The 25,372-nt window shown below is 40.7% G+C and carries 23 protein-coding genes and 1 pseudogene; 14 read left to right on the top strand and 10 right to left on the bottom strand.

All coding sequences use genetic code 11. The features are described from left to right. A pseudogene (locus F8S12_RS14470) lies at positions 1-210 on the bottom strand (IS5/IS1182 family transposase); the annotation flags it as partial. 363 nt (positions 211-573) lie between these two features. Between F8S12_RS14470 and F8S12_RS14475 the strand changes: the two are divergent. The 10 genes from F8S12_RS14475 (at position 574) to F8S12_RS14520 (ending at position 9,830) form a co-directional block, all read left to right on the top strand. Then, positions 574-2,955, top strand: coding sequence for a phosphoketolase family protein (locus F8S12_RS14475; protein WP_196516952.1), 2,382 nt, complete (start codon positions 574-576; stop codon positions 2,953-2,955). Between the two features lie 568 nt (positions 2,956-3,523). Beyond that, positions 3,524-3,742, top strand: coding sequence for a hypothetical protein (locus tag F8S12_RS14480; protein WP_196516951.1), 219 nt, complete (start codon positions 3,524-3,526; stop codon positions 3,740-3,742). A gap of 458 nt (positions 3,743-4,200) precedes the next feature. Beyond that, the gene (locus F8S12_RS14485; RefSeq protein WP_196516950.1) at positions 4,201-4,446 is read left to right on the top strand and encodes a hypothetical protein; all 246 of its coding nucleotides are present in this window, start codon (positions 4,201-4,203) and stop codon (positions 4,444-4,446) included. A 27-nt stretch (positions 4,447-4,473) separates the two neighbouring features. Next, on the top strand, positions 4,474-4,911 hold the full coding sequence (locus tag F8S12_RS14490; RefSeq protein WP_196516949.1) for a nitrogen fixation protein: 438 nt from the start codon (positions 4,474-4,476) through the stop codon (positions 4,909-4,911). A 279-nt stretch (positions 4,912-5,190) separates the two neighbouring features. Then, a complete protein-coding gene (locus F8S12_RS14495; RefSeq protein WP_196516948.1) occupies positions 5,191-5,523 on the top strand; it encodes a Nif11-like leader peptide family natural product precursor in 333 nt (110 codons plus the stop codon). A gap of 154 nt (positions 5,524-5,677) precedes the next feature. Further along, entirely contained in the window at positions 5,678-5,977 is a 300-nt protein-coding gene (locus tag F8S12_RS14500; RefSeq protein ID WP_196516947.1) for a Nif11-like leader peptide family natural product precursor, read from the top strand. A gap of 92 nt (positions 5,978-6,069) precedes the next feature. Continuing rightward, positions 6,070-7,344, top strand: coding sequence for a nif11-class peptide radical SAM maturase 3 (locus F8S12_RS14505; RefSeq protein ID WP_196516946.1), 1,275 nt, complete (start codon positions 6,070-6,072; stop codon positions 7,342-7,344). Between the two features lie 16 nt (positions 7,345-7,360). Continuing rightward, a complete protein-coding gene (locus tag F8S12_RS14510; protein ID WP_230968017.1) occupies positions 7,361-7,546 on the top strand; it encodes a hypothetical protein in 186 nt (61 codons plus the stop codon). A gap of 13 nt (positions 7,547-7,559) precedes the next feature. After that, the gene (locus F8S12_RS14515) at positions 7,560-8,720 is read left to right on the top strand and encodes a phosphotransferase family protein (RefSeq protein ID WP_196516944.1); all 1,161 of its coding nucleotides are present in this window, start codon (positions 7,560-7,562) and stop codon (positions 8,718-8,720) included. 27 nt (positions 8,721-8,747) lie between these two features. Next, a complete protein-coding gene (locus tag F8S12_RS14520; RefSeq protein ID WP_196516943.1) occupies positions 8,748-9,830 on the top strand; it encodes a T3SS effector HopA1 family protein in 1,083 nt (360 codons plus the stop codon). On the opposite strand, the gene F8S12_RS14525 is transcribed toward F8S12_RS14520, so the two are convergent. Both F8S12_RS14525 and F8S12_RS40605 read right to left on the bottom strand, forming a co-directional pair. Then, positions 9,827-10,186, bottom strand: coding sequence for a DUF5615 family PIN-like protein (locus tag F8S12_RS14525; protein ID WP_196516942.1), 360 nt, complete (start codon positions 10,184-10,186; stop codon positions 9,827-9,829). The genes F8S12_RS14520 and F8S12_RS14525 overlap by 4 nt on opposite strands. Beyond that, complete coding sequence (locus F8S12_RS40605) at positions 10,164-10,700, bottom strand: hypothetical protein (RefSeq protein WP_230968016.1); 537 nt, start codon at positions 10,698-10,700, stop codon at positions 10,164-10,166. The genes F8S12_RS14525 and F8S12_RS40605 overlap by 23 nt, the downstream gene beginning before the upstream one ends. 521 nt (positions 10,701-11,221) lie before the next feature. On the opposite strand from F8S12_RS40605, the gene F8S12_RS14535 reads away from it, so the two are divergent. The 3 genes from F8S12_RS14535 to F8S12_RS14545 all read left to right on the top strand — a co-directional run bounded on the left by F8S12_RS14535 (position 11,222) and on the right by F8S12_RS14545 (position 14,093). Continuing rightward, on the top strand, positions 11,222-11,395 hold the full coding sequence (locus F8S12_RS14535; RefSeq protein WP_196516941.1) for a hypothetical protein: 174 nt from the start codon (positions 11,222-11,224) through the stop codon (positions 11,393-11,395). A gap of 355 nt (positions 11,396-11,750) precedes the next feature. After that, entirely contained in the window at positions 11,751-12,947 is a 1,197-nt protein-coding gene (locus F8S12_RS14540; protein ID WP_196516940.1) for a phosphotransferase, read from the top strand. Positions 12,948-13,034: 87 nt separating this feature from the next. Further along, positions 13,035-14,093, top strand: a complete 1,059-nt coding sequence (locus F8S12_RS14545) for a T3SS effector HopA1 family protein (RefSeq protein ID WP_196516939.1) — start codon at positions 13,035-13,037, stop codon at positions 14,091-14,093. 55 nt (positions 14,094-14,148) lie between these two features. Here the strand turns inward: F8S12_RS14545 and F8S12_RS14550 are convergent, their stop codons facing one another. Both F8S12_RS14550 and F8S12_RS14555 read right to left on the bottom strand, forming a co-directional pair. After that, positions 14,149-14,895 carry a peptidylprolyl isomerase gene (locus F8S12_RS14550; RefSeq protein ID WP_196516938.1) on the bottom strand — a complete coding sequence of 249 codons (747 nt, stop codon included), beginning with the start codon at positions 14,893-14,895 and terminating at the stop codon, positions 14,149-14,151. Positions 14,896-15,032: 137 nt separating this feature from the next. Next, positions 15,033-16,556 (bottom strand): HlyD family efflux transporter periplasmic adaptor subunit, encoded by a 1,524-nt coding sequence (locus F8S12_RS14555; RefSeq protein ID WP_196516937.1) that lies wholly within the window; start codon positions 16,554-16,556, stop codon positions 15,033-15,035. 250 nt (positions 16,557-16,806) lie between these two features. Here F8S12_RS14555 and F8S12_RS14560 point away from each other — a divergent pair, with 250 nt between their 5' ends. Next, positions 16,807-17,037 (top strand): hypothetical protein, encoded by a 231-nt coding sequence (locus tag F8S12_RS14560; RefSeq protein ID WP_196516936.1) that lies wholly within the window; start codon positions 16,807-16,809, stop codon positions 17,035-17,037. A gap of 185 nt (positions 17,038-17,222) precedes the next feature. On the opposite strand, the gene F8S12_RS14565 is transcribed toward F8S12_RS14560, so the two are convergent. From F8S12_RS14565 to F8S12_RS14585, 5 genes are all read right to left on the bottom strand, one after another. Continuing rightward, positions 17,223-19,943: a peptidase domain-containing ABC transporter gene (locus F8S12_RS14565; RefSeq protein WP_196516935.1), complete on the bottom strand. Its 2,721-nt coding sequence runs from the start codon at positions 19,941-19,943 to the stop codon at positions 17,223-17,225. Continuing rightward, complete coding sequence (locus F8S12_RS14570) at positions 19,837-20,562, bottom strand: helix-turn-helix domain-containing protein (protein ID WP_196516934.1); 726 nt, start codon at positions 20,560-20,562, stop codon at positions 19,837-19,839. Before F8S12_RS14570 ends, F8S12_RS14565 begins: the two co-directional genes overlap by 107 nt. 566 nt (positions 20,563-21,128) lie before the next feature. Beyond that, a complete protein-coding gene (locus F8S12_RS14575) occupies positions 21,129-22,292 on the bottom strand; it encodes a hybrid sensor histidine kinase/response regulator (protein ID WP_196516933.1) in 1,164 nt (387 codons plus the stop codon). Between the two features lie 246 nt (positions 22,293-22,538). Beyond that, positions 22,539-22,985: a response regulator gene (locus F8S12_RS14580; protein WP_196516932.1), complete on the bottom strand. Its 447-nt coding sequence runs from the start codon at positions 22,983-22,985 to the stop codon at positions 22,539-22,541. After that, a complete protein-coding gene (locus tag F8S12_RS14585; RefSeq protein ID WP_230968015.1) occupies positions 22,939-25,230 on the bottom strand; it encodes a sensor histidine kinase in 2,292 nt (763 codons plus the stop codon). Before F8S12_RS14585 ends, F8S12_RS14580 begins: the two co-directional genes overlap by 47 nt. Positions 25,231-25,372 lie beyond the last annotated feature (142 nt).

A 25,372-nucleotide genomic window follows, 5' to 3' on the forward strand; every position in this document is an offset into this window, starting at 1 on the left:
ATACTGCATCACCAGTATCATCGCCAACCGCCAAGGTGCTTGCGCTGGCTGACCGCGTTGCGGATAAAGTGCAGCGAAGTCTTCATCTTGATAAAAGACCCCAAGTTCATCACGCAAGCGCATATATAAATTACCTTTTGGAAATGCGGCCTTGGCTACACGTACCGTTTCATCGGGAATAGGAGGAATTTCTTCAGGATGTAAGCACATATACTGCCTCCACAGGTATTTCTTCTAGTTTATTGATTATTGAGGCAGCTAACTTAATTTTTTTCTTTCCGTGTATTACATGGGAAGGTAGAATTACCCTTCCCATGTAATACACGGTAAAATCGGCGTTTTTATGTTAAGTAATGTTTCGCCAACAGTATCAGATATCTGCAAGATGGGACACGTTGTAAAGTTTTGTCAAAGTAATGCTCAAAACTATTGATTTACCGTTGCCCAGAGCAAAAAAATTTAATCACAAAGGCTGAGAAAATTCATCATAGGTTAGATGGCCATCATCATGAAAACAAGTAAAATTGCAGACTGATGAATCCGTCAAAATCCTTTTGGAATGGAGTGTCGATAATGACATTAGCAATGACTCCACAAATAAAGCCTTTAACAGATGAAGAATTACGGAAGATAAACGCTTACTGGCGTGCAGCTAACTATCTTTCGGTTGGGCAAATATATCTACTCGACAATGCGCTGCTCAAAGAACCGCTAAAGCTGGAACACGTCAAACCCAGGCTATTAGGTCACTGGGGAACAACGCCAGGGCTGAACTTTATCTATGTTCACCTGAATCGGGTCATCAAAAAATATGACCTAAACACAATTTATATTGCCGGCCCTGGTCATGGAGGACCTGGACTGGTAGCTAACACCTACCTAGAAGGCACTTACACTGAGTATTATCACAACATCTCCCAGGATGCTGAGGGAATCCAGAAACTCTTCAAACAATTCTCTTTCCCCGGTGGTATTCCCAGCCACGTTGCACCGGAAACCCCCGGTTCAATTCACGAAGGCGGGGAACTAGGTTATGCCCTCGTCCACGCTTACGGTGCTGCCTTTGATAACCCTGACTTGATCGTTGCTGCTGTTGTCGGTGATGGCGAAGCTGAAACAGGCCCTTTAGCAACTAGCTGGCATTCCAACAAGTTTCTTGACCCCGTGCATGATGGTGCTGTACTTCCGATCCTGCATCTGAACGGGTATAAAATTGCCAATCCAACAGTACTGGCACGGATCAGCCATGAGGAATTAGAAAACTTATTTGTGGGCTACGGCTACAAGCCATACTTTGTTGAAGGGGAAGATCCCGCAGATGTCCACCAGCAAATGGCGGCGACTCTAGATACAGCGATCGCCCAAATTCAAAGCATCCAAAGAGAAGCCCGCGTACATGGTTTTACCGAACGTCCCCAGTGGCCGATGATTGTCATGAGAACCCCTAAAGGTTGGACAGGCCCCAAGGAAGTAGATGGTAAAAAAACCGAGGGTTCTTGGCGATCGCACCAAGTTCCCTTGACCAACATCGCCAAACAGCCAGAACACCTAAAACTTCTAGAAGATTGGATGAAGAGTTACAAACCAGAAGAACTCTTTGACAGCAACGGGAAGCTGATGCCCGAACTAGCAGAATTAGCTCCCAAGGGTCAGCGACGCATGGGTGACAATCCCCACGCCAACGGCGGTATTTTGCTGTGCGATTTGAAAATGCCCGACTTTCAAGATTATGCCGTAGATGTTCCTGAACCAGGTAAAGCGATCGCTGAAGCTACCAAAGTTGCCGGAAAATTCCTCCGGGAGATCATGCAGCTTAACCAGGAAAGCCGTAACTTCCGCATCGTCGGCCCCGACGAAACGGCATCGAATCGCTTAGACCCTGTGTTAGAAGTCACAGATAAGACTTGGGTAGGCCAGATCCTCCCCGAAGATGACCACCTTGCCTACAATGGTCGGGTGATGGAAATTCTCAGCGAAACTTGTTGTCAAGGATGGTTAGAAGGCTACCTCCTCACAGGGCGGCACGGGTTCTTCTCTTGCTACGAGGCTTTTATCCACATCATTGACTCGATGTTCAACCAACACGCTAAATGGTTGAAAACTACCTTAGACATTCCCTGGCGTAGACCAATAGCTTCTCTCAATTATCTACTCACCTCCCACGTTTGGCGGCAAGATCACAACGGTTTCTCTCACCAAGACCCCGGTTTTATCGACCATGTAATCAATAAAAAAGCAGAGATCGTCCGCGTGTATTTGCCCCCCGATGCCAACACTCTGCTATCGGTAACTGACCACTGTCTAAGAAGCCGCAACTATGTGAATGTCATTGTTGCCGGAAAGCAACCAGCATTGCAATATCTTGATATGGATGCTGCTATTAAGCACTGCACCAAAGGCATCGGTATTTGGGAATGGGCAAGCAATGACCAAGACGGCGAACCAGATGTAGTGATGGGTTGTGCTGGCGATGTTCCCACTTTAGAAACCTTGGCGGCCGTTGACATCTTACGCCAGCACTTCCCTGACTTAAAGGTGCGGGTAGTGAACGTAGTCGATTTGATGACACTACAGCCAAGAGGCGAACATCCTCACGGTTTGAGCGCAAAAGATTTTGATACGATTTTCACCACCGATAAACCGATTATCTTTGCCTTTCATGGCTATCCTTGGCTGATTCATCGCCTAACCTATCGCCACACTAACCACACTCAGCTGCATGTACGTGGCTACAAGGAAGAGGGAACTACCACCACCCCCTTTGATATGGTTGTTCTCAACGATCTTGATCGCTTCCATCTGGTGATTGATGTAATCGATCGCGTGCCAAAATTAGGATACAGGGCAGCTTATGTCAAGCAGCAGATGCAAGATCGTCTGATCGAACACAAGCACTACATTGAGAAGTACGGCGACGATATGCCAGAAATTCGCGACTGGAAGTGGCCCTATTAGCTTAAGGGTAACACCTGCGACGGCACACGAGTACTTAAGCAATAAATGCTCCTCCAGTCAGAAAAACTGGAGGGGTATATAGCAATACGGTTCAGTTAAGGGTTATTGGTGCAGATAATTAGTCTTTCAAGACGCGATAAATCGCCTCTCTACATCAGGGTTTTGGGCTTATCTGAACTGTGTTGAGGCATATAGGACAATACACTTGGGTTAGTGATGTTTAGTGTTCGGAGATCCCCGCAACCCCTTTAAAAAGCTTGCTCATATCTCTTTCACCCCCTTTTTAAGGCAGGGCTGTTTCACAGCCTAAAACAGGTAAAATTGCAAGTGTTGAGGGGATAAAAAATCATGGGTGCAAATCTGATTGAACAACTGCGGTAAGTCGAAGACTTCAGAACGACTTTAGTTAAGCTAAGTCCATCTAAAGAACCATAAATGCATCTTTTTTGACACTATATGTAGTGATTAAAAGGTTGACATTGTAGATGAAATAATAAATTATGGTGACGGGATAAGGAAATTAAAACTTTAATCCCAAGTCAAACAACTTTGATCGAGGATATCTCTAATGGCTCGTATCCAAATTACTGATCTTAATCCCTCTGAGTCTGAACTATTATTGTGTGAACTTACTGCCGAAGAAATGTTAGAAATTAATGGAGGTAGTTGGTTTACAAGAATAGTAGGGGCTACATTAATAGTTGCTGGGGTTTTGACAAGTTCAGTTGGTATAGGTGTTGCTTTGATTGGAGCAGGTGCAACTATTTTTGCATCTGGGGAAGAATAACTTTTTTCCTAGTCTTTTTAGGTATTAATTAATATCACTCACTAAACCACTGTCTAATAGCCTATTTTCTAGTTGTTTATTTCTATCAAAATAAACAACTAGAGAATAAATTTATGAATTGGGCTTAGATGCGGTTCACGACCGTTTGAAAAGTGGATGAGGCGATCGCTTGTTAGCTGCAAAACTTTTCGGCAGCTAAATAATTTAATTATTGTACTAATTATCTAGATTTTCTATTGCAACTATTTATTGCGGGATATCTGGATATAAGCAACCAACACTTGCACTAAAAATTGTTTGTCCAATATTCGTGACATAAATGGTTTATTAATGTCTAATAAATACTTAGCAAAAATATTTAAGTAGTTTTTACATACCCTAGAATCAATAGATATTAGGCAATCATACTGCTCAGTAACTAAGCCTAAAAATAGTCACAAATTTAGAGGGAAATCAACATGGAAAGCAAAGAAAGAAACTATAACGGTCAAATTCAAATTGACGATCTAATTAATGATGCTGTAGAGAATGCATTAGCACGACGGAACCAAGCTTTAGATTCAGAAGATGTTTTGTCTAATGAAGAAATGAAAAATGTTGTAGGCGGAATAAGTATTATTAAACCTCCTCTTATATCAGGAATCATAGTATGTCCTACCACAATAGGACTCGTAGCATATCCAGATGAAAGCCTTTTGTCATAAAGATTCTCTTCACTGGAGGTTCAATTGATGAAAGAATTTGCTGGTGATAAAACTACACTCTGTCCCAGTGCTAGACCCGAATCTGTGGATAGTGTTGTCTTTGGCGTAATAGGTGGGACAGTTACAAAACCCCATGTAGCTTATCTCAAGCATCCTCAACCCGTCACAGATGAACTAATAGCAAAAGCTAGTCCAATTACACCTGCCGAAATTTTTCGGACGGCGGCGCCTTGCGCTACTAAAGCTTGTCAGCATTTTGATGGGCAAGATTGTCGTCTAGCAACGCGAATTGTCGAAAAGTTACCTGTAGTAGCAGAAGAACTACCCCCCTGTTCCATCCGCCGAGATTGTCGATGGTGGCAGCAGGAAGGTAAAGCAGCTTGTATGCGTTGTCCGCAAGTTATTACAGATAACTACAATCCCTCTGAACTAGCAATTAAAGTAGCGACACCTATTGTTGGTTAAACACAACTACAGATTAGGTTTCTTAAGCGAAATAACTTTCTAACAAACATTTGATTAAGTAATTTCAATCCAATTTTTAGATGCACAAGAGTCGCTGTCAGAGTTGGCTGAGGAAGACGAGAAAGGCATTCATGGCGGTTATGGAATTATTTTCGGATATTTTCCAGTGGATATATTGGCATAATTTTCCTGAATACAGTCCAGAAAAATTATCCAATAAACTGGTTCAATATTCAAACAAAATTACCAACTGTTAAGTAAGTTCAGGAGCAGAAGATTATGTCTCTAGAAAATGTCAAAGCTTTTTACGAAAAGCTAGCAAATGATGAAGGGTTTCGTAATCAAATTCAAGGCGTTAGTAGTAAGGAAGAATGTAGTCAAATAGTTAAAGCTGCTGGCTACAATTTCACTTTAGAAGAGTATGAAGAATATACCGCTCAATTGTTGGAATCTGCCGCTGGTGAAGGTGAACTCAAGGATTTAAGCGAAAAAGAACTAGCAGCCGTTTTTGGTGGATTAACTGGAAAGCCCCAAATCCAACCATTATATGGGGCTGTTTGGCCACCCTATCAACTCATGTATGGAGTTATTCGGGTAGATGACATACTTTAGGGAACCTCTGTTGCTACCATAACAGATTAGATTTCTAAGGACGGATGGGTATCTGTCCGTCCTTAGAAATTCAAAGGAAAATCGAAATGAAAGATAACAAAAGAATGTACAACGGTCAAAAATATATTTAATTAATCAAGTTCAGGAGAATATTATGTCCTTAGAAAATGTCAAAGTTTTCTACGAAAAGCTAGCAGATGATGAAGCATTTCGTAATCAAATTCAAGGCGTTAATAGCAAGGAAGAATGTAGCCAAATAGTTAAAGCTGCTGGCTATTATTTCACTCTAGAAGAGTATGAAGAATATACTGCTCAATTGTTCGAGTCTGGTGCTGGTGAAAGTAAACTCAAAGATTTAAGTGAAAAAGAACTGGCAGCCGTTTTTGGTGGATTAACTGGGCAGAACAAATTCCAACCACCCTATGGAGTTGTTCAGACGAATGACATAGTTTAGGAAACCTCTGTTGCTCCGAAAACAGATTAAATCTCTAAGGACGGATGGGGATTTGTTGTGCCTTTCTAGAAAAATTAATTGAGGGTATTTTCATGACTTATCGCCGAATTAGTTATGCAGTTTGGGAAATTACACTTAAGTGTAATCTGGCCTGCCAACACTGCGGTTCTCGTGCTGGTCAGACAAGGGCGAACGAACTTTCTACAGCAGAAGCCCTTGATTTGGTCAAGCAAATGGCGGAAGTTGGAATCACAGAAGTAACCATAATTGGTGGTGAAGCTTTTCTCCGTCCTGACTGGCTAGAGATTGCCCAAGCAATTAACAAAGCTGGGATGTTGTGTGGTATGACCACTGGGGGTTATGGTATCACATTAGATACAGCCCAACGGATGAAGGAAGCTGGTATTGGCGTGGTTTCTGTATCGGTTGATGGTTTAGAAGCAACTCACGATCGCTTACGTGGTAAATTAGGCTCTTGGCAATGGGCGTTTAAGACCATGAGCAATCTCAAGGCAGCAGGTATACCCTTCGGCTGCAATACTCAAATCAATCGTCTCTCTGCACCAGAATTTCCTCGTATTTATGAGCATCTCCGCGATGCCGGAGTATTCGCTTGGCAAATTCAGTTGACTGTACCGATGGGAAATGCCGCAGATAATAGTGAGATTCTGCTGCAACCTTATGAATTACTAGATTTATATCCGATGATTGCTCGTGTTGCTCAACAGGCAAAGCGCGAAGGAGTGCAGGTACAACCGGGAAATAATATCGGTTATTACGGGCCCTATGAGCGACTGTTGCGCGGAGGAGATGCTTGGTCATTTTGGCAGGGATGTAGTGCTGGATTGTCTGCTTTAGGCATTGAAGCAGATGGTGCTATTAAAGGTTGTCCCTCACTGCCTACCACTGCCTACACTGGAGGTAACATCCGCGACTATTCACTGCGGACAATTATTGAAGAAACCGAGGAACTGCGGTTTAATTTGGGTGCTGGTACTTCCAAAGGAACAGAACATTTGTGGGGTTTCTGTAAGTCTTGCGAATTTGCCGAACTTTGTCGTGGTGGTTGCAGTTGGACTGCTCACGTTTTCTTTGATAAGAGAGGTAACAATCCTTACTGTCATCATCGCGCCCTGACTCAGGAAAAAGATGGTATTCGGGAGCGAGTGGTTCTCCAACATCAGGCAGAGGGGAACCCCTTTGATAATGGTGTGTTTGGGCTAATTGAAGAACCGATAAATGCCCCTTGGCCTGAAAACGATCCACTTCATTTTACTAGCGATCGCATTCAATGGCCAGAAAGTTGGGAAGAAGAACTTGAGTTAGTTTCATCCTTAGTTAGTTCTAAATCGCATTCAGATAAATAATATGTTAGGTGATTTTATGCCTCTACAAGATACAACTATTACTCATATTGACCAATCTCAAAGTAAGGTAGAGCCTCTACCAACCCTGTTACCTCGTTCAGCTTGGAATAGTCAGTTAGATTATTTGCGACTAATTTTTAGAGCTAAGAAGGCTTTAGATCGGATTGAGAAGGAAGCTGGTATTTTTAAAAGTTCCAACTAATGGATTAATATCTATGACATTTATCTTAAATTCACAGAGTGTTTTCGATTATTTACTTCAAAAAGGATTATGTAATCAATCTGAACAACCTCCCATTAAGATAGAACCAGTTACAGCTAAAAATTTTAATTTATTACTGAGTTGGTCAGGCGATCGCAAGCTGCTTGTGAAGCAAGAACGATACAATCAGGAAGGGAAAGCGGCTGGTGAATTTTTAAGTGAGTGGCGAATTCAAGAATTTTTACAGCAATTTCCAGAAATTAACCACTACCGCTCATTTTTACCAGAGGTGCTGCATTTTGATGCTGAAAATTCCATTCTTGTCTTCAGATATTTGGATGATTATCGAGATTTAATGGATTTCTACACTAAAGAAAAGAGCTTTCCTACAGAAATATCTAGGGAAATTGGCACTATCTTAGGGACTATCCATTGTGATACTTTTAATCGCCAAGAATATCAGGAATTCTTTTCTAAAAATTCAGATAATCTAATGGCTGATCAAGTATCACATTTAGTTCGGAGATTAGAACGCGTTGAACCGGAAATTTTTGGTCTAGTTCCTAGCGATGGGTTAAAGTTTTTTGCTCTATATCAACGTTATGATAGTTTGGGGCAGGCGATCGCTGAATTAGGTAATGCTGTAATTCCCTGTTGTCTAACCCACAATGATTTGAAACTGAATAATATTCTGTTGTACAAAGATTGGCAGGATTCCAGTAATAACATTGTCCGACTAATTGATTGGGAACGCTCGACTTGGGGAGATCCAGCTTTTGATTTGGGAACACTTCTTGCCAGCTATGTACAAATCTGGCTGAGTAGTTTGGTTATCAGTAATTCTTTGAGTATTGAAGAGTCTTTACGCTTGGCAATAATACCTTTAGAACTGCTTCAGCCTTCAATTGCTACATTAACCCAAGCTTATTTCAACACTTTTCCAGAAATTCTAGAACACCGCCCTGATTTCTTGTCGCGGGTGGTACAATTTATCGGTTTTGCTTTAATTCAACAGATTCAGGCGATGATTCAATATCAAAAATCCTTTGGCAATATGGGGATTGCCATGCTTCAGGTTGCTAAGACGCTATTAAGCCGTCCTGTACAATCGATGCCAACAATTTTTGGTGCTGCTGCTGTTGAATTAACTCACCTGAGCAGTTCTGTTGTTTAAATCATTTTATTATTACTAAACGTAGTTATGCAATTATTAAATTCTCCTCAAACTCAGCTAGAGACTGGTTTAACTGGGCAATTACTGGATGTTCTGCAAGATATTGTTCGCAAAATTGAAATAAAATCTGATTTCTCCATCCACCATCCAGATTACAAACCTTTGGAATTACCATTTGAGGCAATTGAACGTTTTCAGAAGTTGCCAACCCAGATGCAACAGAAATATCTGAGTCTACAATTGCGGAGTTTTCTTTACGGTATTTATTACAACGGTTCTATGCAAAGTACGTTGGCACTAGATGGGGAGGAAAATGATTTGCCCTTAGATTTGGAGAATAATACTGTTTTAGGGGTAGATGTGGGGTTTTATAAGCGATTGCATGAAAGTAATTTTGGAAAGGGCTACTTTGACCCTGGTTGGTCTGTTTTGAAAGAAGAAACTGATGGTAGTTTAGCAGTAAGTAAAGGCGGTTTGAGACTGCATATTGAAAGGAATAAGCATCTTCAACCTACTGAAGTGGCAGCTGTGGTAGGTGATTCTGTCGCTATCCAGATGCCAAAGAATCTGGTGCAAAATGGCTTTTACATGGCAGTTAGCAATGTCGCATCTAAAAGTCATGAAAATCTGGTACGGGTATACTTTAATTTCAGCCCTGAAGGTGCAGTGGTGGTTATGGGTAGCCTGACGCGGCGGCTGAATGCCATTTCGATTTTCTTCCACTTTAAGGTGCTGTATAACCCAGATGACTACAAGCGTTACGATTCAGGGGTACTGTATTTTGAAAAAGGCAACTATGAAGTTGTCCAGCAAGTCCTTGAGGCCGTCTATGCAGAAAACCAATCCCATTTTCAGCCAGAAGTCCCATTATTCACCATGCAACTTGCACCAGGATTAGGGTTGGCAGAAGAACCAGATCAAAAGTTTGGTGTTCAGGAAAGCTTTGGAATGAATCGCTGTCAGATTGTGGCGAATGGGTTGCTGGAAGCTTGGTATCAAGGAGATGAATCAATTGAGGGGAGGATGCAGGCTATCATTAAGCAATTTTCTAGTTTGGGGATTGACTTGCAACGCCCTTATGTCAATGCCAATTCAGAAGATATTTATTAGTAGTTCCATTGATTGAGGGGAATAAGCTGATTGGCTAAACTATAGTCCGATGCTTCGATGTTGGCGATGGACTTAACGATACTCAGGTAGCTCATGCTTTTTGATGGGTCAGGGTGCTGGTAGACTGCTAAAATGCCGGGATGATTTGGGTTTGCTTTGTGCAAAGTCTGGAAGTCATCACAGTTGCGAGTCAATAATACACGCTGTTCAATTCTTGCATAGTCAAGTACAAGTGAGTCAGGCTTGCTCATTAAAGCTGCTTCGTTGACTGTTATTACATTATGACCTGCACTCCGTAACAAATTAACTAAACGTTTTGCCTGGGAGTCTTCATCAATGAGTAGTTTTAGGCTCAAGGCAGACTCCTTGTTGTTCGAGGCGATAACGCTCCTCTTCTGCTTCAAGCTTTAAAAGTTCTTGGTGACTTTCGCAATAGTGAATAGCTTCGTCGATCGCAGCAAGGGGGAGGTTCCAATTATCTGCTGCCTCTTCTATTGACATCTGGTTAACAATCATATCCTGCCAAACAGTCGAGGCAAGTAGTTTTCGCCCTTTGATGTAAAGTTGCCGCCGCCAGGGGTGAGGGCGTTCCACCAGATACAGCCCGTTGCCTGTTGGGGGAGATTCAAGTTCTGGGATAAGTAGGCGAACTTGCCCTTCTGGGGTATGGAGAAACAGTTGAGTGCCTGGACGCATGTGGCGCTTGAGAGTAACCATTAGGTCGATGGAACGCAGGATTGTTTCTTTGGTATTAGGAGCTGCGATCGCATCACGTAGCCAGTTGAGTTTTGCTTCTTGTTCTGGAGTAATGTTGAAGTTCTGTCGCTTGGTTTCTACCGTTTCTGAATTAGATGATATCGGCGTAGTCATGTTACCTCATAACTAGGAATCAGCTTTGTAAGTACAATATGAGTATACCAAACTCATAAAGAGATGTGATCAGCCTAGAGTTTGGATGCCAACTTTGTAGAGGTTGTGGAAAGCGATCGCGCAGTTTGCAGCACATCTCACCTAACTTCGACAGATTGTAGCGAATAGCATGGGGTTTGCTGCTACTGCGACAATAAGATAGCCCTAAATTTTTATCGTTCAGTCTTAAAGGATTCTTGGGCTGATTTTTTGTGGCTTTTGGTTAGTTCAAAATCTATAGGGACATAACTGTTTTAATTTTGTCTCTCGTCAAGCTTATCTACTTCTACAATCCTCTACAAAAAATAGATTTTTACCAGAAATAGCCGACTATTTTTACCTAAATATGTAACTTTTATGGTCTGTTCACTCTGTTGAAATGTCTACGAATATTCAGTTTTTTAAATAAGATGTAATCAGGAAGCAAACATAACTATTTGATTCCTAATTACTAACACAATTGTATTGGAGACTAAACTAAAATGGCTAATATCAAAGTTAATGACATCAAACCTGCTGGTGCTGACTTGTTTGGCGATTACGAAAGTTACATGGATGAACTGGTCGATAGTGAAATTAATAATATCAAAGGTGGTCGCGCATCTGGTGTTCAGGTTACTGTGGTTGCTAGCTGTGCATGCCAAGCACAGCGCTAGCACTAGCAGAGTAATAGCTAGCTGATATCATTTCCTAAGCAACTTAGGTACACCCAAATTTTGTTTACCAAGGTTAGTAGATTTGAAAACGTACCTCACCAGGTTGGTAACCGCCATAATGTCTTAAAATGTATTAGGGACTTGCGTAAGAACAAAGTACCAGTAAAATCAGTTCTACTCAAAAACTGACAAAACTTGTTTGGTATATTAATAATCCGCAAGTTCCTTACTTCTTCATCGTTTTTACTTAATCTCTGCTAAGACAACGAGATTAAATATTCTAATATTGAGGTAAAATCTTAACATATTATTTACAATCTTATTGATATTCAATAGCAGAAAAAGTAGGTTTATCATGACAACTAAGCTAAACTCTAACAATGTATCTCAATACTTACTTGAGGTTAGTCTTTCCGAAGAACAGGATATAGAATTAATTAATATTAAACCTAAATGTAGCCAAGGCAGCAATAATTTAATTTTTTTAACGATCCATCTACCCAGTGGTCAACAACTATTTGTTAAGCAGGATTCTCATCACTACGATAATAAAAAAACCAACATAATTAATTGTGAGTGGCGGCTTCATAAATTTTTGCAATCTTTGCCAAATTTATCTCAAATTTATTCTTTGTTATTAGAAATACTTCATTTTGATGATATCAATTCTATTCTAATTTACAAACAATCAGATAACTACATTAATTTAGAAAGTCATTACAAAAAAAACAAAAGCTTTCCTATAGCAATAGCAGAGTTAATGGGTATTACTCTAGCAAACTTACATCGCGAAACTTTAAATTGCCAGAATTGCTGTGATTTCCTAAATGAGGAAGCAGTTGATGGCAAATGTTACTATCAATTTCCTCATCCAAGTCATTTATTAGGTAGACTTAAGCCAGAGATTTTAACTCAAGAGTATCCCCCAGAAGGCAATATATTTATGTCTTTTTATCACAACTGTGAAAACTTACAATCTACAGTTACAGAGCTTGTAGCTACTCATAATCACTACTGCCTAACTCATAACGGGTATGAGTTAAATAACATTTTAATTCCCCGGTCAGGTGAGGGAATTTTGTCTAAAATTGAGAGGTCTAATGAGAGGATTATTAAGCTTATTAACTGGGATAAATGTAGCTGGGGCGATCCAGCTTTTGATGTAGGGACAGCGATCGCTGGTTATTTGTTGTTATGGCTGGAAAGTTTAATTATTCATCCTGCTATTAAATTGGAGGAATCTCTTAAGCTAGCTATAATACCTTTAGAAGCGGTTCAACCTTCAGTTGTCACCCTCACTAGCTCTTACATTAGTAGTTTCCCCAAAGTTCTAGAGGAATTTCCTGATTTCCTTAGTCGAGTTGTCCAGTTTACTGGTCTTGCCTTACTCTACAAAATTATAGCAAGAATTCAGTCATTTGAAGCATTTGATCATAGGCAAATTTGCATACTTCAATTGGCTAAAAGGTTGCTATGCCAACCAGAAAAATCATTTAGCTCTATTTTTGGGATGACGGAAGCTGATTGGCTAAAAGCTTTGAAATTACCTTAACTTCTGGCTAGGTTACGGTTCAAAATTTTGACCAGTTTATGGGTAAAAGCATATTGAAACAGTTAAATAACATCAGGATTAATAGTCATGCAAGTGCTACAAATACTTCAAGAGCTTGCCAGTCAAATTGAAATTGAATCTTATAATTTTGTGGTCATTCATCCTAAGTTTCAGCAGCAAAAAATACCTGCTGATGTTCTGGCACAGCTTCAAAAACTGCCTCAAAATGTTCAAGATGAGTACCTTATATCACTTCTGCAAAAATTAATCTTTGGCATTTACTACAGTGGAGAATCTTTACTAAAAAAAAATCAATTAACACAGATAAATTATGAAATTGGATTAGAGGATACCCCTTGCGAAGTAGACTGGGAATTCTGTGACAAACTACATAAAAACAATTACGGTAAAGGTTCTTGGAATCCAAACTTTCGTGTCCTAAGACAGGAAGCTGATGGCAGTCTCGCAGTTGAAAAGAAAGGTATTACAATACACATCCAGCGAGACCATCATCTTAGGTTAGAAGAGCAATCAGCTGCGATAGGTGATATGGTGTCAATACCTAGGCCATCTAGTCACATCAGAAATCAATTTTATATAGCTTATGGGGACTTAGTTTATACTTGGAGTTATCCATCAGTGTATATCTACTTTAACTTCAGTCCTAAAGGTGCAGTTGCACTAATGGGACATCTAACAAAGCAATTAAATGCAATTAAGATTCCTTTCGACTTCAATGCCTTGTACAATCCCTCTAGCTATGGGCGATATAACTCAGGAATTTTACGAATTAATAAGGATAGCTACGAAGTAGTTCGGCAAGTACTACAGACTGTTTACGCAGAAAATGAATCCCACTTTCAAACTCATGTTCCTATATTCACTAAAGTGCTTGCGCCAGGGCTGGCTTTAGCAGAAAGACCTGAAAAAGAATTTAGATTTCTGGAAGATTTTGGCATGAACCGCTGCAAAATTGTTGCCAATGCCTTGCTCGACGCTCATAACAATAGTGATGAATCTCCAGAGGCTAGAATGAAATACATACGCCAGCATTTCAAGGATCTGGAAATTGACCTCGAGAGTCCCTATCTCAATCCTAATTCTGAAGATATTTACACACCATTGTTTACATCCAATGGTGTGTAAGCCAATAGAGCTGTTAAACTCAATAAAACTCAAGGTTCAACTTTAAGATAAGAACTCAGCTAAGGTCGTTCCAGTGCTTAATAACCTCAATTTTTGCAATTTGTTGCTTTAACCATTCAGAAAACAGATGTGAATAAATTTCTTGGTACAACTTGTCATTCAATTGCGATTGAGTAATCTCCTCAACTAAAATCAAGTGTACTCCCTTAGAAGTCAAAATTGGTTTGATAAGCTCCGGTGGTTTAGCAGTAAAAACAGCAGCAGAAATTTCTGGCTTCAGTGAGTCGCGGAACACCATTCCTTTATATCCTCCAGAACGGCGTAACTCTGTATCCTGAATGTATTTATGACCAACATCATAGAAACTCATCTCACCTTCTTTAATAGCATAGAAAAGTTCTAGCGCTAAGTCTTCATCATCCAACACAACCTCATACATTACCACACCAGCATAGTCTAGCTGATGTTCAAAAAAATAAGGTTCGATTTTATCTATGAATAGATGTTGGCTTAACTTACTAATAAGAATACTGTTATATACGATTTCTTCAAAGTCATCTAAGGACAACCCATATTTTTCTAGCCATTCCCAAGTCTCTTCAGCACTTGTGAGTTTATTTATTAAGCGGAATAAGTCTGCTGTTTTTTGTAATTCTTCTGTATCTATTTTTATCCCAGCTTCTTCCGCAGCAGTTCTAATCACTTTGCGGCTAATAATCTGCTCAACTATTTCAGGAATTTTGTAAGATAACTTAACTTGCTGAAGAATATCTTTGTTAGTAATAGTGATAGTTTGTAGCATTATATTTCTCCTAAATTTGGTTAGCAAAATTAAACATGAGAGCATGACTTATTGGCTAGATGTAGAGACATTACATGTAACGTCTCTACATTTCCAATTCCTATGTCCCTTGGACACAAGGAAGGGGGTTAAGTTTTCTACAATTTCACCCCACCCTGTTGCAACTGCTTAAACGGATCAAGCAGAAAATCAATAATCCGACGCTGGCGTACAATTACCTCAGCTGTCGCCGTATCCCCAGGACGCAAGGCAATACACTTATTAGCCGAGGGAATACAATTTTGGTTTAGGGCAATTTCCAAGTCATAAGCTGCCACCTTTCCATTAGATGTTTCTACCTCTATAGTAGTAGGAGAAATGTCTAACAATTCTCCTTCTAGTACTCCATAATCCTGAAACGGATAAGCATCAAACTTTAACTTGACTGGCAATCTTTTTCGCAAAGAACCACTCTCAGTTGTCGCCATTTGCGCCCGAATTATTAAAGGCGAACCTTGCGGTGCAATCTCCGCAATCATTGTTCCTGGTTGCACTACAGACCCAGCCCGTTGTATTGGTAACAGAAACAATCTACCATTGACGGTGGCTCTTAACTCTCGTTGTCCTAACTGAAACTTTAACGAAACAATTTGACTCTTACTTTGAGCAATTTCTGCCTGAAGCGTAGTAATTTCTGTCTCCAAATTCTTCTGTTGCTCGTCGATTCTTAGCAGAGCTAGCTTACTAGAACGAGTCAAGGTCTGATAACTCCTTTCCTGTTCTTTCAGTCGCAACTGTGCCTGCTCAATATCTGCATTTGCTTGCCGAATAGTCCGCTCATAACTACTCTGTTGTTCTACCAAACGTAGTTTAGCCTGCTGAATATCTGACTGATTTTGTTCGTATAACTGTTGCTTATCTTTAGCTATATCTTGCTTTTCCACAACATTAATTTCTGGAATAACCCCTGACTGCCAAAGACTGCGATAGCGTTCAACTTCCCGCTTGTTACTCGCCAAACTACTGTTTACTAATTTATTAGCAGTTTGACTATGCTCAAGAGTTTGTCGTGCCTGATTGACTTGAGCCAATTTTTCGTCTTTTTGTAAGTCATAGGAATTCCTAAGAGCATTCATATTCTGTCGCGCTTGGTCAATTTGAGACTGCTTTTCCAACTGTTGAGATTGATTTTGTTGCTGTTGCGTTGTCAAAGATACAACTAACTGACTTGTAGATAAATTTAACTGAGAAAGTCGATTTAATTGTCCCTCTAACTTATCCTGTGCCTGTCGTAATTCCGCCTTAACTAATTCTGATTCCAATACCAACAAAGTCTGCCCAACTTTAACCGAATCACCCTCTTTTACCCGAATTTCGGCAACAGTACCAGCCACAGCCGCATCCAGCCTAACCGTCTTTCCCTTTGGCTCAAGTCGCCCTCTTGCCGTACCTGTTTCATCTACCTTAGATAGCATCGCCCAAGGTAAAATGATCGACACAAACACTACCAAAAAATATAGCAATCCCCTTGTCCAAACCTGGGGCAAGCTATCAAGTAAATCCTTGGTCGCGTCAGCCCAATCATCAGTTGATCTAGCTGGTGTTTGTTCTTTTAAAATTTCCTCGCGCTGTTCTACCTCATAGATTTGGGTTTGAACCTTTCCATTCAATGTGTTTGGCATGATTTTTCCTGATATCAATTTTTGATTTTGAGAGTGGGGACAATACGGTTCGGTTAATATGTTTGGCTCTCGGAGATCCCCCCCAACCCCCCTTAAAAAAGCTACCGTGTACACACAAGTCGAATTTCTTCTTAAATCCCAAAGATTACCTACTTAATCGCAGTGATGGTTAGGGTGGGGTAAAACTAAAGCTAAAACCTTAGTAAATCAGGTTTCAGGTGAGGTTTTAAGAATTTATGCAATAAATATATTGATTTCGGGTGGTCATTTATTGATTTCGGGTGGTCGTTTATTGATTTCGGGTGGTCGTTTATTGAATTCGGGTGGTCGTTTATTGAATTCGGGTGGTTGTTTATTGAATTCGGGTGGTCGTTTATTGAATTCGGGTGGTCGTTTATTGAATTCGGGTGGTTGTTTATTGAATTCGGGTGGTCGTTTATTGAATTCGGGTGGTCGTTTATTGAATTCAAGCAGTGGTTAGGGTGAGGTAAAACCCAGATTCTTGAACAATTTCAGACTTGTGTGTACACCGTAGCCTTAAAAAAGGGGGGCTTAGTCTCCTATTTACCTGTTTTTTAAAGGGGTCGCCGCAGGCGGGGGATCAATCTTATCCGAACGGTATTGGGAGTGGGGAGACAAAAAAAGCTTCCTGCTTGTCCTCTTGTTTCACCCCGCAACATCCAACTGCTGATGATTGAGATAAAAATAATGTCCCCGCTTCGCCATCAACTCTTGGTGAGTTCCACTCTCAATCAACACGCCGCGATCTAGCACCAAAATTAAATCTGCATTTCGTACAGTTGAAAGGCGATGGGCAATTACTAAGGTGGTTCTGCCTTTGAGAATTGTGTTTAAATTCGTCTGAATAATCCTTTCTGATTCTGCATCCAGATGGGAAGTCGCCTCATCTAAAATCAACAGTTTAGGATTGCCTAACAACGCTTTAGCGATCGCAATTCTTTGTCGCTGTCCTCCAGACAACATCCCCCCTCCTTCACCAATCTGGGTTTCATAACCCATAGGTAACTTTTTAATAAACTCATCAGCACCCGCCAATCGCGCCGCCTCAATGATCTCTGCTAAAGTTGCCCCAGGATGTGCCAAGCTAATATTTTCCCGAATAGTTCCGCCAAACAAAAAGGTATCTTGGTCAACTACCCCAACTTGCTCGCGTAGAGAACGCAACGAAAGACTGGTAATATCGTGACCATCAATCAACACCTTGCCATTTGTGGGAGGATATAACCCCAAAACCAGCTTAGAAATCGTGGTTTTCCCCGAACCACTCCGTCCCACCAAGGCAACCATTTGCCCGCTTTGTATTTCAAAACTGAGATTTTCCAAAACATTGATATCGCTTTCAGGGTGATAGCGAAACGTCACGTTGTCAAAGCGAATGTTACCTTGAATGGGTGGTAAAGATTGTCGCGCCTGGTGCTGCAAATCCTCTTCTGGTTCCGCATCCAACACATCATTAATGCGTTCCACGGCAATCACCACTTCTTGCAATTGATTCCACAAAATTGTTAATCGTTGGAAGGGTCTAATAATATTTCCCAGCAACATATTAAATGCTACCAATTGACCAATGGTTAGCTGGTTGTGAATTACTTGGTACGCCCCGAACCACAGCAACATAGTAGTTACCACTGCTTCAATTGTGTTGCTGAATATTTGCAGACGATTGCTGATAATTTGCCCGGAAAAGTTAGTTTTTATTTCCTTACTTAATAACTCTTCCCAATGCCAACGCACTGTCTGCTCCACTGCTGTGGATTTAACTGTTCGCACACCAGAAAGGGCTTCAATTAGATAGCTACTTTCATTAGCAACAGCATTAAAGATTTCCCTAGAAATCTTTTGTAAAAAAGGTGTGGCAATCACTGCCAGCAGGAAAAAAGGCGGTACAATCACCAACACTAGCAACGCCATTTTCCAACTGTACCAAAACATCAATCCTAAATAGATAAAGACAGTGACTAAATCCAACAGGATGGACAACGCCTCACCGGAGAGGAAGCGTTGAATTTTGCGGTTTTCCTGTACACGAGAGATAATATCCCCCACATAACGGGACTCAAAGTAACTCAAGGGTAGCCGCAGGGTATGGCGAATAAATCCCACAATCAGTGCTAAATCGAGCTTATTCGCCGTGTGGTCTAACAGATATTGCCGTAATCCCGTCATCGCCACACGAAATAAACTAAAAATCAGTAACCCTAACCCTACCGCCGTTAAGGTTAGTTCAGATCGCTGCACCACCACTCGGTCTAAAATTAACTGCGTGAATAGGGGGGTAACGAGTCCAAAAATCTGGATAAATAAGGAAGCGACAAACACTTCCAGCATTACTAAAGAGTGAGGCTTCATTAACTCAAAGAACTGCCAAAAGGGAGTTGTAGTCTCTTTGGCATCCTTCAACCAGGCTGTGGGTTGCAGCAGCAGTGTATAGCCAGTCCAGTTGGCTTTAAATTCCTGGTGGCTGAGGGTGCGCTGACCAATACCAGGATCTGCCACAATTACCTGTTTTGGGGTGATTTCATAGACAACGATGTAATGCTTACCCTCCCAGTGGGCGATCGCAGGCAATTTTTGCTTTGCCAATTGGTCAATACTCGCTTTCACCGGTCGTGTAGCAAACCCAATACTTTCCGCCGCCGTCGATAACCCCCGCAGCGATGAGCCATTACGGTCAACATTGGCGATATCCCGCAGGCGATTTACACTAAAGTTTTTCCCCCAATAGCGAGACACCATCACTAAACAAGCTGCACCGCAATCTGATCCACTCTGTTGGGCAAAAAACGGATAGCGCCGAATCGCACGTTGTAATAAATGCCCGACTCGCTGCGTGGAGTTGGGAAAATAGGCTTTGCTAATCTTTTTCTCGCGTGGCTCTACTGCTGGTGTTGACAAAATCTTCGTTTCATGCAGCAGTTTTGAATCCGATAGAGGCTGATCTGAGTCCAGGTGTTGGGGGTTACGGGATAGTGCCTTAGCCCACAAATGCTCCTGAATTTGGGGATATTTAGCCATCAATGGCCATAACACTTCACCCGGAATAAAGCACAGTTGCAAGTTGACTGAAGCCCTTGCTGCATAAGGTCTGAAGTCATTCTCCTTAAACAAGGTAAATTCCCCAAATGAGTCTCCCGCCTCCAAAGTAGCGATTAACTCATCGGCGCTATCTAGTAACCTTGCTTTGCCAGCGATCGCAATATATATACCCGCTTTAGCATCAGTTCCTTGCCAGAATTTGCCGACTTTTGGATTGATAAATTTAACTTGTTGAAGACAGTGTTGAAATTCCTCTGTTGAAAGAGAATAACCCAGAGTATTGTTGAACTGTTGCAGAGTAAGCAACTGAGCAGATATATTTTGCGCCATGAATGTCTAAATGTTTTCCTAATTTTGCAAAGTTAATAGGTAAAAATTCGGAATCATCTGGAATAGCTGCCGATTTGAGGTCACAAATCAAAATTTTGGAACCCTGAGCCTGTTCATTACTGTTTTGTTCAACATTATTGGGTTTTGGTAGTGTGGATAATCCCATCTGTTTGAGTAGCCGCTTGATATGGCGATCGCTTACCTCAATGCCAAATTCCTTTGCTAGATGTTTCGCAAGCCAGTTTGCTGTCCAGCGTCGAAAAGCATAGCCATGATCGCGAGGACTACTGTTAACTAATTCCTTCAAACGCTCTAAATACTGATCATTCACAGCCTTCGGGCGACCAATGGGGCAATCTTGCCATTGGTGCGCCATCCCAGTCCGGGCTATGTGTGTCCAATGTCGTGCTGTTGCTGCACAACATCCCAAGGTTTGACAGATATCTGTTTGAGTTTCCCCTTCATCTGCCAATAACATGATTTCAATTCGTTGGCGGTAGGATTCAGGTAAACTATTGTGCAAACTTTGTAGTAGCAGTTTCCGTTGAAACGGTGTTAAACACTTACCACCAGATGCACTTAAGTACTTAGTTTCAGGTTTTGCTTGGCAGTCGGACATATACGTAGAATTTGCTAGTTTTATAGATCCACAAATGCCCTGTACTTGATGCATGATTTGTCAAGCACTTCCAAATGAGTGTTTACACGTACAAATTATTACACTAATAGCGCACATTATTTTATGTATTTTATTATGTATATATCAAGCTACAAGTCATCTGTTGTAAATTCCGAAGATTAAGGGCTATATAAATTTTGATGAAATATTGGCTAAATACGCTAATTGCGTATAATTACTATATTAGGACTTACGCGCTGTAAAAATTTATTATCTTGTGCATCAACGAAAATATGTCGTTTCAGGCTTTTATCAATTATCCTTCAATAAATAGTGTAGGCGCAGCCCGCCGTAGGCATCGCCTAAAAAGTGCCGAAAAATCAAGGTTTAATGCCTGAAATCCATACCTCATATTTAGTTTCCCCTGTCAATGCGTAAGTCCTAAGATATTTGATTTACAAGTATAAATATTTTCAGGATATATAGTTAAGTTTTATCCAGACAGTCTCTTGATCTATCTTCTCAACTATATCGAATTTTACTTTAGTTACTATTTGCCTGACAGGTTAAACTTCAAGCAAAGGGAGACTAACAGTAAATGTTGTGCCCACTCCAACTTGACTATTGACTGTAATTTCGCCTCCGTATGCTTCGACAGACTTTTTAGCGATCGCTAGCCCCAAACCGGTACCAGGAATGCTTCCCACATTGTCCGCACGTTGGAAAGGCTGAAACAGTCGCTTTTGGTCTTCTTTCGGAATGCCAATTCCCCAATCTTGAATTCGGAAAATAACTGTTTTTTCCTGACTAATTAGTTCAAAGCGCACTATGCCACCCGGTAGTGAATACTTAATAGCATTGCTAAGTAAATTGCCCAGAATGTGCCGCAGTAAACTTTTATCCCATAATGCTTCGCCTAATTGCCCAAAAGTGGCGAATACCAAAGTCAGATGTTTCTCATCTGCCATTAATTGAACTTCTTCGATTAGTTGGTGGCAAAAAGCTTCTAAATCTAAGCAGATGAGTTCAAATGGCAGTTTACCAGAATCAGCTTTACTGATGAATGAAACTTCATCTAATAGCTGCGCCATGTTTTTAATCGCCGAGCCAATCATTTGCAAATGATTCTGTTTTTTCTCTTTGGTCAATTTTTCGTCGTAGTTTTGTAGCAATCCAGCAGCCAAGAGAATAGTATTTAGGGGACTACGAATGTCATGAGAGAGCATTGAGACAAATTCAGATTTGAACTGGTTGAGTTCATTGGCTTTCATCAGTTCAGCAGTTCGTTCTTCAACTCGGATTTGTAACGTTTCATTGACCGTGCGTAATGATTCTAAAACCTGTTTGCGCTCGATCGCATGACGCAGGGAGCGAACCAATACATCTGAATTTACCTGGCGCTTGATTAGATAATCTTGTGCCCCCCGCCGCACTGCCTCAATTGCCAGTTCTTCATCATTTGTATTGGTTAGGACAACAATCGCTATGCTTGGGGCTAGATCAATCAGAAGAGGCAGAGATGACAATCCTTCACTGTCAGGTAGAGTTAAATCTAACAAAATAACATCGTAATTACACTGAGTTAGTTGCTGAAGTGCTTCTCCCAATCGCTTCACATGAACCAAAGTAAATTCTTGGGACTGGGCTTGCATCAAAAACTCTTGTAACAACCTAGCTTCTGCTAGATTATCTTCAATTAACAGGATTTTTACTGAGTAGCTTACAACCATAATTTTCGGGTTTCACCCCTGGAAATTTTTGAGTGGTGAGTTAGGATTAGCCCTGTTAAGGTGAGTCTCCTATTCATCAAGCTGTTCCACATCTAGTTTACATATCTAAATTTAATTAAACATTGTATTAGGATTTACGCAAAACTACACGAGGTAGGGGCAATTCATGTAGACGCAAAGCGGCTTCCCGCAGGGTATTGCCCCTACCCAAAAATAAGGGTTTTGGCTATTATTTGCGAGCATCCCTCACTCCGATGGTAGCGTGACAGTACAGAGCCAAAAATCTACAATACTCTTGACGATTTGGAATAGCTGGTTAAGGTTGCGGGATTTAGTGATATAGCAATTCACATGCAAGTTGTAGCTGTCAAAAATGTCATCCTCATTTTTTGAGGTTGTTAACACAATGACTGGAATACATTTTAATGCTGGGTCAGTTTTAATTTCCGCTAGCACTTCTCTACCATCTTTCTTGGGCAAATTCAAATCCAGGAGGATGAGGTCAGGGCGCGGTACATTAGCATATTCGCCTTCTTGGCGTAAATAAGCCATAGCATCTATGCCATCCCTGACTGTGACCACCTCGTATGGCACTGAACTATTTTTTAACGCTTCTTGAATTAAGCGAATGTCGGCTTTATTGTCCTCAACCAAAAAGATAGTTTTGTGTTTTTCTCCTGTTTCTCCGTTCAAGTTCATGTCCTCCAACTGGAATCGTAAAGTAGAAGGTTACGCCTTCACTCTGTTCTGACTCTACCCAAATCCGCCCTCGGTGGCATTCGACAATCTTCTTACATATCGCTAAACCTATACCTGTACCGATATATTCATCCCGTGTATGTAGGCGCTGAAAGATGACGAAAATGCGATCGCTAAATTGTGGGTCAATGCCAATACCATTATCCCGAACTGAGAACAGCCAGGCATCTTCTATCCTTTTTGCTCCCACATGAATTTGTGGCGGCTGGTGACTGTGGAATTTAATGGCGTTACCGATCAGGTTTTGGAATAGCTGCATCAGTTGGGTGCTGTCAGCCATCACCGTTGGTAAGGGGTCGTGGGTGATAGTAGCCCCACTTTCATCAATGCGTTGACGCAAATTGCCCAGCGCCCGATCTAAGGGTGTTTTTACCTCGATCATTTGAAATGCGATCGCCTGCATATCCACTTTCGAGTATGCCAGCACGTCATCAATTAAAGTCTGCATTAGGGTAACTCCCTCTACAGCGTAGCTGATAAACTCCTGGGCATCTTTGTCGAGTTGTTTGCCATAGCGCATCTCTAACAGCTGCACGTAATTCACAACTTGATTAAGAGGTTCTTGTAAGTCATGGGAGGCGACATAGGCAAACTTTTTCAAGTCTGCGTTAGAACGTTCTAAATCCTGCGCTAACTGGGCAAGTTCATCGGCTTGACGCAGCACAATATTGATAATTGCTTTCCGCAGTTCCAATACTGCTTTAACTTCTACATCTTTCCAAGGCAAAGATGTTAAGCGAACAGTTTCTTTCCACAGTTCAAATGATTTACGTGGACATAAACTGACATTTCCTTCTGACTCGCTAACTTCAAACGCCTGATTAGGATCGCCACCCCAGTTTACAGTTTGAATTACTTCCGGTCGAAACCATAAAACATAATTTCGTTTGGCAATGGAAATAGCTAATAAACCGCTAGCGACATTTTTAAAATTTTCGGCATCTGGATAAATCTGGGGCAAAGAATCTGTATAGAATATTTCTTCTTCAACGTTATTTTTGAGCCATTGCACTAAAAAATTCAGGTCTTCTTCTTTCGGCGTTTCACCAACTACCGTGCATTTTCCCCTGTAACACACGGCTGCGCCTTGAGCGCTAGCCAAATCTAAAAAATGCTGCGGGTTTTTAACTAAACCATCAATAAAGTTTTCTTCTTGAGACATATATTCAATCAAGACTAATTGAATATGTGTCAGATTTATCCGATGATCGTAGTCTTGTGTCTCTTCTCTAGCTGAGATTTCGGCAAATATTACTCGCCCCAAAAATTCGCAAGCTTTACGCAATTCGTAGGAGATATATTTAGGAGATTGATGATGGCAAGCAATAAGCCCCCAGAGTTTTTGGTCTTTAATTAAAGAGATAGTCAGCGTTGCACCAACACTCATATTATGCAAGTACTCTATATGACAGGGAGCAGCACTTCTGAGAATAGAGTTGGTTAAATCAATGGGGCGATCGCTAATTGGATTATTAATAGGAAAAATTGTTACTGGTTCAGAAGAAGAATCCGGGATGATTCTAATGGAATTGGCAACAAATAATTTTTTAGCTGGTTTGGGAATATCTGACTCTGGGTAATGCAATCCTAAGTATGGTTCTAGGATTTCTAGTTTGTCTTCTGCGACGACGGAACCATGTCCATCATCATCAAATTTATATAACATTACCCTGTCAAATTCCGTTATTTTCCGAATTTCTTGAACGATAACTTGACCAAACTCACGGAGATTTGATGTTTTTTGGAGTTGATTTATCGAGGATTGAACTAGATGATAGAAGCTTAAAAATGGAATCTTTTCCTGAGTAATAGCAGGTTCTAATTCCAAAATCAAAAATTTCTCTTGATTGCGGTGAAATACTGCATCAAATACTATGTAAGTATCACCTTTTTTTCGCACCCAAACTTTGGTGGAATTGATGAAATCAATATCTACCCCGCATAGCCCTGTTTGAATTCTCTCTATTTGGAATGGGTCGAGTAAATCTTCTAGTTTTTTCTGCAACATACTTTCGGGAGTGATCCCGAAAATCTTTAATGTATTAGTGCTAACTTGTAATATTTTTAACTCAGGTTCCTCTAAGACTAACAGGATACCATGAGGCTGAATTTCACTAGAAAGATGAATTGATGCCTCTTTCAAGCTAATTAAATTAATAACTGGCAGTTCTAAGTTCATTTTGATGACGATCCTCCTTTATTGTGGGGGAGTATCAAAACTAGAATATTTATTAATAACGAAGAATCATCAATGTAAAAAATTTTATAATTTCTCATTTATTATTTTTACCTTAGTATATAATTTAATATGCTCTAATCTT

This window comes from Nostoc sp. WHI, assembly GCF_015714725.1.
In the GTDB taxonomy this organism is placed as follows: domain Bacteria; phylum Cyanobacteriota; class Cyanobacteriia; order Cyanobacteriales; family Nostocaceae; genus Nostoc.